At 69.0% G+C, this 13,379-nt stretch carries 16 protein-coding genes, 1 pseudogene and 1 riboswitch; of the genes and pseudogenes, 6 read left to right on the forward strand and 11 right to left on the reverse strand.

Annotated elements, in window-relative coordinates; all coding sequences use genetic code 11:
* Window positions 1–275: 275 nt before the first annotated feature.
* Window positions 276–791, forward strand: a complete 516-nt coding sequence (locus tag EV278_RS15445; protein ID WP_132093224.1) for a heme-binding protein — start codon at window positions 276–278, stop codon at window positions 789–791.
* A 53-nt stretch (window positions 792–844) separates the two neighbouring features.
* Here EV278_RS15445 and EV278_RS15450 read toward each other — a convergent pair whose 3' ends face one another.
* Complete coding sequence (locus EV278_RS15450) at window positions 845–1,414, reverse strand: DJ-1/PfpI family protein (protein WP_132093227.1); 570 nt, start codon at window positions 1,412–1,414, stop codon at window positions 845–847.
* Between the two features lie 124 nt (window positions 1,415–1,538).
* On the opposite strand from EV278_RS15450, the gene msrB reads away from it, so the two are divergent.
* Window positions 1,539–2,033 carry a peptide-methionine (R)-S-oxide reductase MsrB gene (gene msrB / locus EV278_RS15455; protein WP_132093230.1) on the forward strand — a complete coding sequence of 165 codons (495 nt, stop codon included), beginning with the start codon at window positions 1,539–1,541 and terminating at the stop codon, window positions 2,031–2,033.
* Window positions 2,034–2,077: 44 nt separating this feature from the next.
* Here the strand turns inward: msrB and EV278_RS15460 are convergent, their stop codons facing one another.
* From EV278_RS15460 to EV278_RS15470, 3 genes are all read right to left on the reverse strand, one after another.
* Window positions 2,078–3,007: a glycosyl hydrolase family 18 protein gene (locus EV278_RS15460; RefSeq protein WP_132093233.1), complete on the reverse strand. Its 930-nt coding sequence runs from the start codon at window positions 3,005–3,007 to the stop codon at window positions 2,078–2,080.
* 77 nt (window positions 3,008–3,084) lie between these two features.
* Window positions 3,085–3,501 (reverse strand): hypothetical protein, encoded by a 417-nt coding sequence (locus EV278_RS15465; RefSeq protein WP_132093236.1) that lies wholly within the window; start codon window positions 3,499–3,501, stop codon window positions 3,085–3,087.
* A 104-nt stretch (window positions 3,502–3,605) separates the two neighbouring features.
* Window positions 3,606–3,992 carry a hypothetical protein gene (locus EV278_RS15470; protein ID WP_132093239.1) on the reverse strand — a complete coding sequence of 129 codons (387 nt, stop codon included), beginning with the start codon at window positions 3,990–3,992 and terminating at the stop codon, window positions 3,606–3,608.
* Window positions 3,993–4,813: 821 nt separating this feature from the next.
* Between EV278_RS15470 and EV278_RS15475 the strand changes: the two genes are divergently transcribed.
* Both EV278_RS15475 and EV278_RS24445 read left to right on the forward strand, forming a co-directional pair.
* Complete coding sequence (locus EV278_RS15475) at window positions 4,814–5,125, forward strand: hypothetical protein (RefSeq protein WP_132093242.1); 312 nt, start codon at window positions 4,814–4,816, stop codon at window positions 5,123–5,125.
* 90 nt (window positions 5,126–5,215) lie between these two features.
* Window positions 5,216–5,326: pseudogene (locus EV278_RS24445) on the forward strand (hypothetical protein); the annotation flags it as partial.
* Window positions 5,327–5,334: 8 nt separating this feature from the next.
* Here EV278_RS24445 and EV278_RS15480 read toward each other — a convergent pair.
* A complete protein-coding gene (locus EV278_RS15480) occupies window positions 5,335–6,114 on the reverse strand; it encodes a DUF2461 domain-containing protein (protein WP_132093245.1) in 780 nt (259 codons plus the stop codon).
* 156 nt (window positions 6,115–6,270) lie between these two features.
* Here EV278_RS15480 and EV278_RS15485 point away from each other — a divergent pair, with 156 nt between their 5' ends.
* A complete protein-coding gene (locus tag EV278_RS15485; RefSeq protein ID WP_019847323.1) occupies window positions 6,271–6,624 on the forward strand; it encodes a nuclear transport factor 2 family protein in 354 nt (117 codons plus the stop codon).
* 17 nt (window positions 6,625–6,641) lie between these two features.
* Here the strand turns inward: EV278_RS15485 and EV278_RS15490 are convergent, their stop codons facing one another.
* The 4 genes from EV278_RS15490 to thiC form a co-directional block, all read right to left on the reverse strand.
* The gene (locus EV278_RS15490; protein WP_132093248.1) at window positions 6,642–7,037 is read right to left on the reverse strand and encodes a hypothetical protein; all 396 of its coding nucleotides are present in this window, start codon (window positions 7,035–7,037) and stop codon (window positions 6,642–6,644) included.
* A gap of 78 nt (window positions 7,038–7,115) precedes the next feature.
* Window positions 7,116–7,469, reverse strand: coding sequence for a DUF1428 family protein (locus EV278_RS15495; protein ID WP_132093251.1), 354 nt, complete (start codon window positions 7,467–7,469; stop codon window positions 7,116–7,118).
* Window positions 7,470–7,549: 80 nt separating this feature from the next.
* The gene (locus EV278_RS15500) at window positions 7,550–7,753 is read right to left on the reverse strand and encodes a hypothetical protein (RefSeq protein WP_132093254.1); all 204 of its coding nucleotides are present in this window, start codon (window positions 7,751–7,753) and stop codon (window positions 7,550–7,552) included.
* Window positions 7,754–7,876: 123 nt separating this feature from the next.
* The gene (gene thiC, locus EV278_RS15505; protein WP_132093256.1) at window positions 7,877–9,712 is read right to left on the reverse strand and encodes a phosphomethylpyrimidine synthase ThiC; all 1,836 of its coding nucleotides are present in this window, start codon (window positions 9,710–9,712) and stop codon (window positions 7,877–7,879) included.
* A gap of 72 nt (window positions 9,713–9,784) precedes the next feature.
* Window positions 9,785–9,891: riboswitch (TPP riboswitch) on the reverse strand.
* A gap of 236 nt (window positions 9,892–10,127) precedes the next feature.
* On the opposite strand from thiC, the gene EV278_RS15510 reads away from it, so the two are divergent.
* A complete protein-coding gene (locus EV278_RS15510) occupies window positions 10,128–11,897 on the forward strand; it encodes an EAL domain-containing protein (protein ID WP_165916664.1) in 1,770 nt (589 codons plus the stop codon).
* Window positions 11,898–11,945: 48 nt separating this feature from the next.
* Here EV278_RS15510 and EV278_RS15515 read toward each other — a convergent pair whose 3' ends face one another.
* Window positions 11,946–12,794 (reverse strand): neutral zinc metallopeptidase, encoded by an 849-nt coding sequence (locus EV278_RS15515; RefSeq protein ID WP_132093262.1) that lies wholly within the window; start codon window positions 12,792–12,794, stop codon window positions 11,946–11,948.
* Between the two features lie 30 nt (window positions 12,795–12,824).
* On the reverse strand, window positions 12,825–13,223 hold the full coding sequence (locus EV278_RS15520; protein ID WP_132093266.1) for a hypothetical protein: 399 nt from the start codon (window positions 13,221–13,223) through the stop codon (window positions 12,825–12,827).
* Window positions 13,224–13,379: the final 156 nt, after the last annotated feature.

Here is a 13,379-nt window from a genome sequence, read left to right on the forward strand (position 1 = left end):
TAGACCACCACCGTGGCGATCCCCAGCCGACGGCACGTCTTGATCACCCGCACCGCGATCTCGCCACGGTTGGCGATCAGGATTTTGTCGAACATCCGCCGGTCCCTAAGCTTTTGTCGTTGTCTCTTGTCACAAGGGACTAGCAGGCCGTCGAAGGTTTGCAACGGCGCCCCGGCATGACATTGTCCCTGACACCGGTTTCCGAAGGGGACCGCAACGATGAGCGACGATTGGCGGCCAGCCCGTTGTTCGCGCCGCCTGAGAGGAAACTGTCGATGCTTCGTCCCGCCTTCGCGTTCCTGGCCCTGGCCGGCGTCCTGGCCGCCGGCTCCGCCCTGGCCCAGACCCCGCCGCCCCCCGCCCCGGCCGCACCGCACGCCCCGCCGCCGGCCCCGCCCTACGGCCGTCCGGTCACCCTGGCCGAGGCCAGGATCGCCGCGGCCGCCGCCGAGGCCGAGGCGCGCAAGCAGGGCTGGTCGATGGTCATCGTCGTGGTCGAGCCCAGCGGGGCCCTGGTGCTGAGCGAGAAGATGGACGGCGCCCAGTACGGCTCCAACGACGTGGCCCGCCGCAAGGCCGAGACCGCCGCCAACTTCCGCCGGCCCACCTCCTATTTCCAGGAGGCGGTGAAGGGCGGCACGCTCAATTCGATCTTTACCGGCGCCCTGGCCATCGAGGGCGGCGAGCTGTTGATCGTCGACAATAGGATCGTCGGGGCGATCGGCGTCTCGGGCGGGTCCGGCGCCCAGGACGGCCAGGTGGCGCGGGTGGCGGCGGCCACCCTGAAATAGGGGGCCGGGCAGAGACGATCGGGGACAGGCCCATGGGCCTGTCCCCAGCCGTGTCAGCCCTCGAACTCCCGGGCGAACATGGCCACATAGTCGTCGTGCTGGCCCTCCGGCGCCACCAGGCGGCAGATGGCGGCGCTGAAGGTCACCGGGGCCGAGCCCGCGGCGGTGACCAGCTTGCCGTCGGCCACCGCCTTGGGCGTGTCGACATAGCGCTCGATCCCGGCATAGGCCGGCGCGTGGCCCGCCAGCCAGTCGGCGCCGTTCGAGGTGTGGGCCTTGCCGGCCAGGAGCCCGGCCCGGGCCACGGCGACGGTCGCGCCGCAGATCGCGCCCACGATCTTGCCGTCGGCCTGGACCTGGCGCAGCAGGCTGTCGAACGCCGCGTCGCGATAGGCCGGCCAGGCGTCCGAGCCGATCAGCAGGAAGACGTCGGCGTCCGCCAGCACCGGGTCGGAGAAGCTGTAGTCGGCCGCGGCCAGCACGCCGCCGATCGAGGTCTGCGGCTCGCCGTCCGGCGTGGCGATCTCGATCTGGACGCCGTAATATTCGCGCAGGGCGGCCAGCACCGGCCCGGCCTCCCAGTCGGCCCAGCCCGGTTGCAGGAAAGCGACGGCGACGGTCATGGCGGGGTCCTCTCGACGGTTCGGAACGAACGTGATCGACCGTCTTATGCGCCGGCCCGACCGCCCTTGTCAGCAGGCCGCCGCCCCCTACCGAAACGCTCGCCAAGCGCCCATATTGCCGGTCATGACCGACACAGCCCAAAGCCCCGCCCCCCGCTCGTCCAGCGGCTTCGACCTGACCCCGCCGACCGAGCCGGAACGCCAGCGCCTGGAGGCCGACCTGACGGCCGAGGAAGCCCGGGTCCTGCTGCACCACGGCACCGAGGCCCCGTTCTGCGGCGGCCTGCTGGGCGAGAAGAGCCCCGGCGTCTACTGCTGCCGCGAGTGCGGCCTGCCCCTGTTCGAATACCGCACCAAGTTCGAGAGCGGCACCGGCTGGCCCAGCTTCTACGCGCCGTTCGACGCCGAGCACGTCAAGGAGGTGCGCGACACCTCGTACGGCATGGTCCGCATCGAGACCCGCTGCGCCCGCTGCGACAGCCACCAGGGCCACGTCTTCCCCGACGGCCCGGCCCCGACCCGGCTGCGCTACTGCATTAATTCGGTGTCGCTGCAGTTCGTGAAGGCCGGCGATCCCCTGCCCGACCCCCTGCACCGGGGCGACACGGTCGCGGCGTAGAGCGATAGCGGAGCGCCGACACCTCGCCGGCGCCCCGCCCTGCATCAGGCCTCGACCGTTTCGCGCGGCTTGGCCGTGGCGGCCAGACCGTTGCTGATGGCCTGGGCGTAGTCGGCGGGCGTGGGCTTGCCGCCGCCCCCGGCCTCGGTCGACCAGACGCCGCTGCTGTTCCACAGGAAGCCGCCGGTGATCCCGGTCCCGGCGAAGCCCGCGAAGGTCTCCTGCATCTCCTCGGGTCCGAAGCCGTCGGCCCCCAGCACCGCGAAGCCCGGGACGATGAAGGCGTCGGCGTCGGTCACGCCGGTGTTCGGCGTGGCGCGCACGGCGTCGGCCCAGTCGGTCGGCGAATTGCCGCCGCCGCCGGCGTAGCACTGCAGGTTCATCCACTTGACGACCTGCTTCTGGCCGTTCTGGGCGTAGACGTCGGCCAGGCAGCCGGTCCAGAAGCTGGTGGCCGTGTACGGACAATAGGTGGCGTAGAGCCCCATCGAACCGACGTCGAGCGTCAGGGCCACGATCATGGCCTGGTCGTCGCTGGTGTAGCCGTCCTGGGACTCGTAGTCGAAATCGACGCCGGTCACCCCGAACGCCGAGACCAGGGCGGCGAGGTTGGCCTTGACCTGGTCGCGGGCGTCCAGCCAGGCGGTGAAGTCGCTGGTGGTGCCCCAGGCACCGACCGAAACGATCAGGTCGCGGACGCTGCCGCCGCCGTTCATCAGCGCCTTGACCAGGGCCGGGAAGTTCGGATTGACCCCGCTGGTCCCGTCGGTGGCGTACTTGATCTGGCCGCCGCTGACGAACAGCGTGTCGTTCAGGTAGAGGTCGCCGCCCGCGTGGATGTGGATCGACCACAGGATGACCGTGGTGATCCCCGCGTTCAGCTGGGCCGCCTGCTGGGTGTAGGGCACGGGCGGATTGGGATAGCCGTCCTGGAACAGGCCGCTGCCATAGATGGCGATGGGATAGGCCGACATGGGAAACGCCTCCGCGCTCGGAATGAGCCGGCGGCACGTTAGCGCAGCGCGAAACTTATGCGCGTATTTTGATTTCACTATCGCGTTACGACGTTCCCACCCTCGGTGACCATCGAGCTGCTGTAGGTCAGGTAGCCGCGCTCGACCATGCGCCGCATGGCCTCGTAGACCTCGGCCAGCTCCTCGTAGGCGGCGCGCAGGGCCGCCAGGCGGGCCGTCTGTTCGGGGGTGATCGCCGAGCCGGTCTCGGTGATCGCCACGGCCTCGGCCACCCAGCGCGACCGGGCCAGGGCGGCGGCCACCGCCAGGCGCTGGAACTTGCCGCCGTCGCTCTTGCCCAGCACCTGGGCGATCACCGCGGTGTTGGAGGCGTAGGCGGTGTAGTCGATCTGCTCCAGATGGCCGCGCAGGCGGCGCTGGGTCTGGGGATCGGTGTCCTGGGGCTCGAAATGGTCGTGGGTGCGGCGAAAGCTGGAGGTCACGGTCGAGGACATGACGGTCTTCCCTGGGCGCCGCCGAACCGGCGGGTCGTGGGCCGGCGGATTGTGGAAAACTCTGCGCCAACAGCCTTAACGGCCGATTGAGAAGCGTCAGCATGTCAGCCGGACGCCTCGCCCAGCTGGGACAGCCAATAGTCCCGGTGCGTCATGGGATCATAGCCGCGCAGCATCCACGACGGCAGCTTCCAGTCCGGATCGTCGTCGCCGTACCAGGCGCCGGCGCCGCGCAGGGCCTCGACGAAGTTCCAATGCACGTCGGGCGGACTGCCGCGGCGGCGGCGGAACTCGACGCGGCGGGTCTCCAGCAGGGCGACGATGCGCTTCTTCAGCGCACGCTCGCGGTCGACCTCCGCCTGCCGAGCGTCGCGAACCGCTTTCGCGGCGGCGCGGCGTTCGGCCGACGTGGGCTCCGGCGGCGGCGGCGCGGGACCGTCCTGGCGGTGCGGCCGGACGCTGGGTGGATTGCGGCGTGGACCCTGGGTCATGGAGTTGTCCTCGATTGAACGCGCACGGCTTCGCCCCCACGGGCCGGGCGGCGCGCGGAGCGGAATGGAGAGGCGCGGGGCGCCGGGCCGCGCCCGGAGCGATGGAAGATGCGATACCGTTTCGACGAGACCAGGACGCCCCGCGCGACCGTTATCCGCAAGGCCGGGGCGCGCGGGCCTTTTCCGCCCTTCACCCCACCCGGTTGGTTCCTGCTGGATCTGTGCACCGCATGAAACAGAGGCGGGAGTGAGCCAGACGAGGACCGGAGCGAACCCCACGACGGGCGGCGATCCTCCGACGGACCGCCGATGGGCGAGCTTACGTCCCTCGCCCTCTGTTTCAGCCCCAGCGGCCACGCTCACGCGCCTCCGAGGGACCCCGCTCGATCGCACCCGCCGCACGCATCGGGCCGGATCCAAGCGCCCTCTCCCCGCGACGGGATGACGGTGAGTATGCGGGTGGTCTGGAGGGGTGAGGATAAGTTTGGGTCGAGAAAGTTTAGGGTGTTGAAAGGGCTGGAGTTTGGTGGCTATGAGCCGAGGAAGGACGCACGTTCGCCCTCCTCAGTTGCCATCCTCGGACTTGGAGGTCGCCCCGCCCGCAACGGCGAGGCCGCGCCTTAAAACCTTGGAGGCGAGCCTGCTCTGGCGTCTGGCCGAGTCAAGGACCGCCTCTGGCGGCCGCGTCGCGGCGACGCGGCGCGTCGTCCTTGACTCGGCCAGACGCCAGAGCTCCGATCCACCAAGGCTTTAAGGCGCGGCCCATCCGAGGCGGATGCGGGCTTTCGCCGAAGAGCGGACGTGGCGAGAGACCGAGAAGGGTGGAAAAGCAACCTTCCCTCCGCCAAGCTGGGGCGATGAAAATACCCGTCGGCTTCCATGAACTCTGCTCGGGTCTCCACCAGGACGCCCTCTACCTTGCGCAAGGAAGCGTGGAACGCCTCGCGGCTGATTGTGTGGAATTCGTCAGGCAAGATCACAAGGCTGATCTCCTTGAATTCCTGCGCAACGAACTGGAGGCGCGAACGGCAAGCGAAATGAAGGGAGCCATCAACCGGCAGAAGCCCGACATTCGCCTTTCGTCTTCCAATGCGAAGACCTTCTTGGAGAATGTCCTCCTGCGCCTTGGCTGATGCGATAACCGCCGCGAAAGCGGAGCCGATGAATGTCATCGGAGGGTCGGGAGCGCACATTGCTCCCTCTCCCAGAGGGAGAGGGTCGGGGTGAGGGGTTACGGCGTCAGACGGAGCGCCGGCACGCCGTCGGACTTTGTAACCCCTCACCCTCCCATCGCTTCGCGACGGGCCCCTCCCTCTCCCTCTGGGAGAGGGCTCCCAAATCCCTACCCCAACGCCTTCCACCCGAACGCCAGCAGCGGCCGTGCGTCGGCCACGAAGTCGGCGATCACCTCCGCCAAGCCCTCCCCGCCGATCTCGGCCCCGGTCAGCGGTCGCCGCACCAGCCAGCGGGTGCGCTTGAGGGCCGGCTCCAGCGGGCCGCCGGCGTGGTCCTCGAAGCCCTTGGGCATGCGCTTGGTCGGCTCGCCCGGCTCCAGATCAAGGCCCTGGGCGGTCAGGGCCGCCTCGACCGCCGCCCAGCCCCTGGGGTCGGCGGCGATAGCGCGGCGGAAGGCGTCGATGTGCGGGCGTTCGGTCAGGTAGAAGCCCGCCGCCGCGAACGGGCCGTGGCCGTAATAGCCCGCTTCGGCCTCTTGCGCCGACGGCAGGGTCGAGGGGTCCAGCGGGTCGATGGTCTCCGGATCGAAGGCCGGGGCCGGCCCGCCCTCCGGCTCGATGTGCACATAGAGCAGGCCCGGCGACAGCTTCTGGCCGTCACGGGTCAGGGTGGCCGAGACGTGGGTCTTGTAGGGCCGCTTGTCCTTGGAGAACCGCACGTCGCGATGGATGCGGAACACGCTCTTCTTGGGATCGCCGGCCAGCGGCAGGTCGCGGGCCGCCAGGGCCCCGTTCAGGGCCTCGATCAGGGCCGCCAGGGTCGGCTTGAGGCGATCGTCATAGACGGCGCGGTTGGCGGTGAACCATTCGCGGTCGTTATGGGCCGCCAGGCCGGTCAGGAAGGCCAGGTCGGCGGCGGCGAAGCCGGGGAAGGACGTGCGAGTCATGGCGGCAGGCTAGACCAGAAGACCGCCGCCTGTCCCTGCTGACACCCCCTGTCAGCAACCGCGCCGAACCTGAACATTTAGCGAACAAATGACCTTGCGCGAAGGCCCCGAACGGGGGAGGTTCCGCGCCGTTCATCCCCCTTAAGGAGCCTCCCCATGAGCATCCAAGACATCGCCGCCGACCTGGTGGCCCTCTGCAAGGCCGGCAAGTTCGACGAGGCCGGCGAGAAGTACTGGGCCGACGACGTGGTCAGCATCGAGGCCATGCCCGGCGACATGGCCCGCATCGCCGGCAAGGCCGCCGTGCGCGGCAAGGGCGAATGGTGGGCCGCTAACAACGAGGTCCACGGTTTTGAGATCACCGGCCCGTTCGTCAACGGCGACCAGTTCGTGGTCGGCTTCAAGATGGAGGTCACGCCCAAGGCCACCGGCGAGCGCACCACCCTGGACGAGGTCGGCCTCTACACCATCCGCGACGGCAAGATCGCCGAGGAGCGGTTCTTTTACTGAACACGGTAGAACCGCGATTATTCGATCCGGAAGACGTGCGTGAACTTGGCCAGTTTGCGCACGTCGTTCCAGCGCACGCCGTGATGACCGATTGTTCGCCTTTCGAAGAGCGGACCAATTGGGCAGACGAAGATCATGCACCGGCCGTCACCGGGATCGTAGACCATCATAAGATTGTCGCGCGCGTGCCAATCCGCCGAACCGAAGGCGTTGTCGTCTCGTCCGGGCGTGCTGATCATCGCCCCGTTGTCATCTGTATAGGCGGCGAAATGGCAGACGCCGTGGGGCTCGAACTCGACCGTTCGCTCGTCGACGACGCAAATCTCCGGCAGTTCGCGGCTCGCGACCTCAAGCGCCTTTCGCCTATTCGCGATCTGATGACCGTTTCCTTTGGCCAGAAATCTCTTCGCCATCCGATCCCCTCCGGGCGAGCAGGAAATCTCGCCCGGAGGGGATCGGATGGCCTTTCAAAGTATTGGTCAAGTTCGCTCTCAGAGTTCCAGAAACGGCGCGAACCCGCCGAAGATCATGCGTTTGCCGTCGAACGGCATGTCGGTCATGTACGGCTTGAGGCGTTCGTCGGCCATGACCTTGGCCATGATCTCGTCGCGCGACGCCTTGTCCTTGTAGGTGATCCACGAGAACACCACGACCTCGTCCTCCGTCGCCTGGACGGCGCGGGGGAACGAGGTCAGCTCGCCATAGGGCACGTCGTCGGCCAGGCACTCGACGTAGGACAACGCGCCGAACTCCATCCAGACCTGGCCGCCCAGCTGGGCCATCTTCTTGTAGGCCTCGATATTGGCCTTGGGGACCGCGAGCACGAAACCGTCGACATAGGACATGGCGTCCTCCCTTGTTGCTTCAGCCCTCCCAGGACGACTGAACGCGAACAAAGCCGACAACGGACTCGATTTTAATGGGATCAGTGGCCCAGCGCGGCGACCACGGCCTTCTGGTGGGCTGGGTCCAGGTGCTTGGACACCGCCTTGATGATGTCGCCCGAGACCTTGGCCAGGGCGCGGGCGTCCGGCGCCGGGTCGCCGCCGTGGATCGCCAGCCAGAGCTCGATGATCCACTGGGGATCGTTCCTGTGGGTGGCGGTGATCTGCCGAGGTTGAAGAGCCACGTTACATCCTCCCGGTTGCCGCGCCTTGGCGCTTGAACCTATGAGTGTATACGCGATCGACTCGACCGGTGATCACCACCCCGTGATGGCGCGGGGCGCGCCGGCGACGCGCCCCGCGCCGCCCTATTCCGTCTTCAGATAGATCTCCGACCCCTGCTCGCGGAACTTGTCGCTCATCTGCGCCATCCCCTGCTCGATCGCGTTCGGCGCCATGCCCGAGGCGAACTCGCGGACCTCCTGGCTGATCTTCATCGAGCAGAACTTGGGGCCGCACATCGAGCAGAAGTGCGCGGTCTTGTGCGCCTCCTTGGGCAAGGTCTCGTCGTGGAAGGCCCGGGCGGTCTCCGGGTCGAGGCCCAGGTTGAACTGGTCCTCCCAGCGGAACTCGAACCGCGCCCGGCTGATGGCGTCGTCCCACATGGCCGCGCCGGGATGGCCCTTGGCCAGGTCGGCGGCGTGGGCGGCCAGCTTGTAGGTGATGACGCCGGTCTTGACGTCGTCGCGGTCGGGCAGGCCCAGGTGCTCCTTGGGCGTGACGTAGCAGAGCATGGCCGTGCCGAACCAGCCGATCATCGCCGCTCCGATCGCGCTGGTGATGTGGTCGTAGCCGGGGGCGATGTCGGTGGTCAACGGGCCCAGGGTGTAGAACGGGGCCTCGTGGCAGTGCTTGAGCTGCTCGTCCATGTTGGCCTTGATCTTGTGCATGGCCACGTGGCCCGGCCCCTCGATCATCACCTGCACGCCGTGCTTCCAGGCCACCTTGGTCAGCTCGCCCAGGGTGCGCAGCTCGGCGAACTGGGCCTCGTCGTTGGCGTCGGCGGTCGAGCCGGGACGCAGGCCGTCGCCCAGCGAGAACGACACGTCGTAGGCGCGCATGATCTCGCAGATCTCTTCGAACCGCTCGTAGAGGAAGTTCTCCCTGTGGTGCGCCAGGCACCACTTGGCCATGATCGAGCCGCCGCGCGAGACGATGCCGGTCACCCGCTTGGCGGTCAGCGGGATGAAGGGCAGCCGCACCCCGGCGTGGATGGTGAAATAGTCCACGCCCTGCTCGGCCTGTTCGATCAGGGTGTCGCGGAAGACCTCCCAGTTCAGGTCCTCGGCCACGCCGCCCACCTTCTCCAGCGCCTGGTAGATCGGCACCGTGCCGATCGGCACCGGGCTGTTGCGGATGATCCAGTCGCGGATGTTGTGGATGTTGCGCCCCGTCGACAGGTCCATGACCGTGTCGGCGCCCCAGCGCGTGGCCCAGACCAGTTTGTCGACCTCGTCGGCGACGGTGCTGAGCACGGCGGAGTTGCCGATGTTGGCGTTGATCTTGACCAGGAAGTTGCGGCCGATCGCCATCGGCTCCAGCTCGCCGTGGTTGATGTTGGCCGGGATGATGGCCCGGCCGCGGGCCACTTCCTGGCGGACGAACTCGGGGGTCACGAAGTCGGGGATGCTGGCGCCGAAGTCCTCGCCGTCGCGCACGCACGGGGCGTTCTGCTCGCGGCGCAGGTTCTCGCGGATGGCGACATATTCCATCTCGGCGGTGATGATCCCGGCGCGGGCGTATTCCAGCTGGGTGACCAGCTTGCCCTGGCTTCCCTTGAAGATCGGCCGCTTGGCGGTGAACTGAGGGGCCAGGTGCTTGCCCTGGGCGAAGCCGTTGTCCTCGGGCTTGACCTCGCGCGGGTTGAGCACCGGCTCGACGTCGCCGCGGGCGACGATCCACGGCTCGCGCACCCGGTGCAGGCCCTTCTCGATGTCGATCTTAGCGTGCGGGTCGGTATAGGGGCCCGACGGGTCGTAGATGGTGACCGGCGGCTCGTTGGCGCTGGGGTGGACCTCGACCTCGCGGAACGGCACCCGGATGTCGGGGAACAGCGAACCGGCTTGGTAGACCTTGCGCGAACCGGGGCGCTCCCCGGTCGGGATCGCGCCGATGGCGTCTTTGATCGGCAGTTGAACGTTCATTTCGGGCGCTCCTCAAGCTTCAAGGAGACCCGGACGTGTCGCGCTAAGTCGGTCTACGGACAGGGTTTCGTCGCCTCATCCGCGTTCCCTCCCTTCGCCGGCATGACCCGGATCAGGTTCGACGGGTCAGGGCGAACGCCCAATCTCAGCCGCGCGAAGCGGCCCCCCGGTGAACGGGGGGACACTAGGCCGACTGACGCGAGGGTCAAGGGCGGCCTTGAAAGCGGGCTCAAAACGGCGCGCAAGCGTCACCATGCGTTCTTTCGCCGCACGAACGTCTGGGGCCCGCTAACACGCCATTGACCAAAAAAGGTGCAGCTTGGCGGCGTCAAGGTCACGAAAGGACGCGACAGAAATGGGAAAGCCGAGGCCCCACGGGCTCGGATCGGACGCGGGATCGGCGTCGGCGACCGCCGTGGGGCGCCACGGAGCCCCGGCCAAGCCGCGCCCGGCCTCCACGCCGACGAGCTTGCGCCGCGCCCAGGACAGGATCACCCAGGCCGCCGCCGAGCTGGCCTTGGCCGAACAGAACCGGCGGTTCGACGCGGCGCTCAGCAACATGCCCCACGGCCTGTGCATGTTCGACGACGAGACCCGGCTGATCCTGTGCAACGCCGCCTATCGGCGGCTGTACGCCCTGCCCGAGCGCCTGACCCGGCCGGGCACCCAGCTGCAGGACATCCTGAACCACCGGATCGCCACCGGCTCGGCCCCCGTCGACTGGGTCGAGTATCGCGACATCCCCATCGAGTCGGCGCTGCGGGGCGGCGACCTGATCAGCCGGCATGTCCAACTCGCGGACGGCCGGACCATCCAGATCACCCACAATCCGATCGCTGGCGGCGGCTATGTCGCCAGCCACGAGGACGTCACCGAGATCCTGGCCGCGGCCGCCGACCGGCACCTGGCCCGCCACGACCCGCTGACCGGCCTGCCCAACCGCGTCCTGCTGCACGAGCGGCTGAATCGGGCGCTGGCCCGCTCCAGGCCGACGAACCGGCTGTCGGTGCTCTGCATCGACCTCGACCATTTCAAGGAAGTCAACGACACCCTGGGCCATCCGGTCGGCGACGATCTGCTGCGGGCCGTGGCCGGACGCTTGTCGGCCTGCGTCCGGGAGAACGACACCGTGGCTCGCCTGGGCGGCGACGAATTCGTGATCCTGCTGCCCGACGGACAGGGTCGCAGGCAGGCCGAGACCCTGGCCCGGCGGCTGATCGAAACGGTCGGCACGGTCTTCGAGATCCAGGGCCACCGCATCAGGATCGGCGCCAGCATCGGCGTGGCGGTCTCGCCGGACGACGGCGACCACGCTGAACCGTTGCTGGCCAACGCCGACCTGGCCCTCTACCGCGCCAAGGCCGAGGGACGCGGAACCGCTCGCTTCTTCGAGCCCGGGATGGACGCCCTGGCCGAGGCGCGCCGCAAGCTGGAGCAGGATCTTCGCGACACAGTCCAGGCCGAGCGGTTCGAGCTGCACTACCAGCCCGAGGTCGACACGCGAACCGGGGCGATCGTCGGCTTCGAGGCCCTGCTGCGCTGGAAACGCCCCGGCCACGGCATGGTGGCGGCCGCCGACTTCATCGCCCTGGCCGAGGAAACCGGCCTCATCGCCCGCGTGGACGATTGGGTGATCGCACGGGCCTGCGCCGACGCGGCCAGCTGGCCCGAGCCGGTGCGGGTGGCGGTCAACCTGTCGCCGACGGCGTTCCGAAGCCCGGCCCTGGTCGAGGCCGTGGCCCGAGCCCTGGCGGACTCGGGCCTGGTCCCGGCGCGTCTGGAGCTGGAGATCGGCGAGGCGGCGCTGCGCGGCGACGAAGAGCGCGCCCTGGCGATCCTTCATCAGCTGCGCGCCCTGGGCGTGCGCATCGCCCTGGACGATTTCGGGACCGGCTATGCGTCGCTCGGCTGCCTGCGGCTGTTCACGTTCAACAAGGTCAAGATCGATCCGTCGTTCATCGCCGGCCTGTCGCAGCCCGGTCCTTGCGCCGCCATCGTCAAGGCCGTGGCCGACCTCGGCGCGGCCCTGGGCTTCGTCACCACGGCCGAAGGCGTCGAGACCGCCGACCAGCTGGCCCAGCTGCGCGAACAGGGCTGCGACACGGCGCAAGGCTATCTGCTCGGCCGCGCGGGACCGGCCGACGAGGTTCCGACGCAGTTCGCGGGGCGGCGGAGGCCCGGCTAGCGGTCGGCGACCGGGATTCGTCGCCGCGGACGCCTGCCGGCGTGAGCCCTACAGCGTCCGCGCGCCGAAGGTATCGCAGACGCCGGGGTCGCCGGCGTCATAGCCCTTGCCGAACCAGCGCATGCGCTGGGCCGAGGTGCCGTGGGTGAAGCTGTCGGGCATGACGCGGCCCTGGGCCTGCTCCTGGATGGCGTCGTCGCCGACCGCCGCCGCCGCGCCCAGGCCGTCCTCGATGTCGGCCCGGGAGATCTGGATGCCGCCGTTCGAGGCCTCCGGCGCATGACGGGCCCAGACGCCGGCGTAGCAGTCGGCCTGCAGTTCCAGCCGCACCGAGCCGCTCTGGGCGCCCCGAGCACCCAGCCGCCGAGCCTCGTCGGCCGCGCCGGTCAGGCTCTGGATATGGTGGCCGATCTCGTGGCTGATCACATAGGCCCGGGCGAACTCGCCCTTGGCGCCGAACCGGCTTTCCAGCTCGTTCCAGAAGCTGAGGTCCAGATAGACCTTGTTGTCGGCCGGGCAATAGAACGGCCCCATGGCCGACTGGCCCGTGCCGCAGCCGGTGCCGGTGGCCTGGTCGTACAGCACCACGGCGGCGGGCGGTCTGTAGGTCACGCCATGCTCGGCCAGCAAGGGGCCCCAGACGTCGGTGTTGGACGTCTCGATCACGTCGACGAACTGGCCTTCGCGGTCGCTGACCTGTCCGCGCGCGCCCTCCTGGGCGGCGGGCTGCTGCGCGCCGTTGACGGCGTTCATCGTGGTCTCGGGCGGAACCCCGAAGACGAAATAGCCGATGACCGCCAGCACCACCGCGCCGATGCCGCCGCCGGCCACGCCCACCGGGCCCAGGCCGCGGCGATCCTCGATATTGCCTTCGCGGCGTCCCCCACCCCATTCCATGCGATCGGTCTCCTGGTGTTGTGAGCGGCGTCAGGACGCCGGCTTGATGGCCCGCAGGCGGGCGTTGCCGGCCGCCAGGGCCTGGTCGGTCAGCCGGTCCATCCGGGCGATGTCGGCGGCCATGTCCTCGGCGGTGGGACCGCGCGGCGGGGCGGGCGAAAGGGCTGGCCGCAGCGAGGGCTGGGCCGGGGGCCGCGCGGTCTCGTCCAGGCTCCGCAGGGTCAGCTGGGTGTCGTAGCGGCTCTGGGCCGCCGATCGCTCGCGCTGGGCGGCCAGGGCGTCCCGGCGGGCGATGTCCCGCTGCTGCAGGATCTCGTCCCGCTCACGCAGGGCCCGCAGGTCGGTCTGGGCCAAGGCGGGCGCGCTCAGGGCCACGGCCAGGCCCGCCGCTACGCCCGTCGCCAGGATCTTCGCACCAAGAGAGGTCATGCCTTCGGCTCCGGTTCAGGACCCTGGATATAACGCTTTCAATGCGTCGCGTTCAGGGCCGCTCGACCGTAAAACGCGCGAGGCCGTTTTTGGGAGCCCTCTCTTTGCGGCGTCGCCTATGGCGCGGCGTCCCACGCCCCGCTATCGGATAGGAAC

It is taken from the genome of Caulobacter sp. BK020 (assembly GCF_004342605.1).
Taxonomy (GTDB): Bacteria; Pseudomonadota; Alphaproteobacteria; order Caulobacterales; family Caulobacteraceae; genus Caulobacter.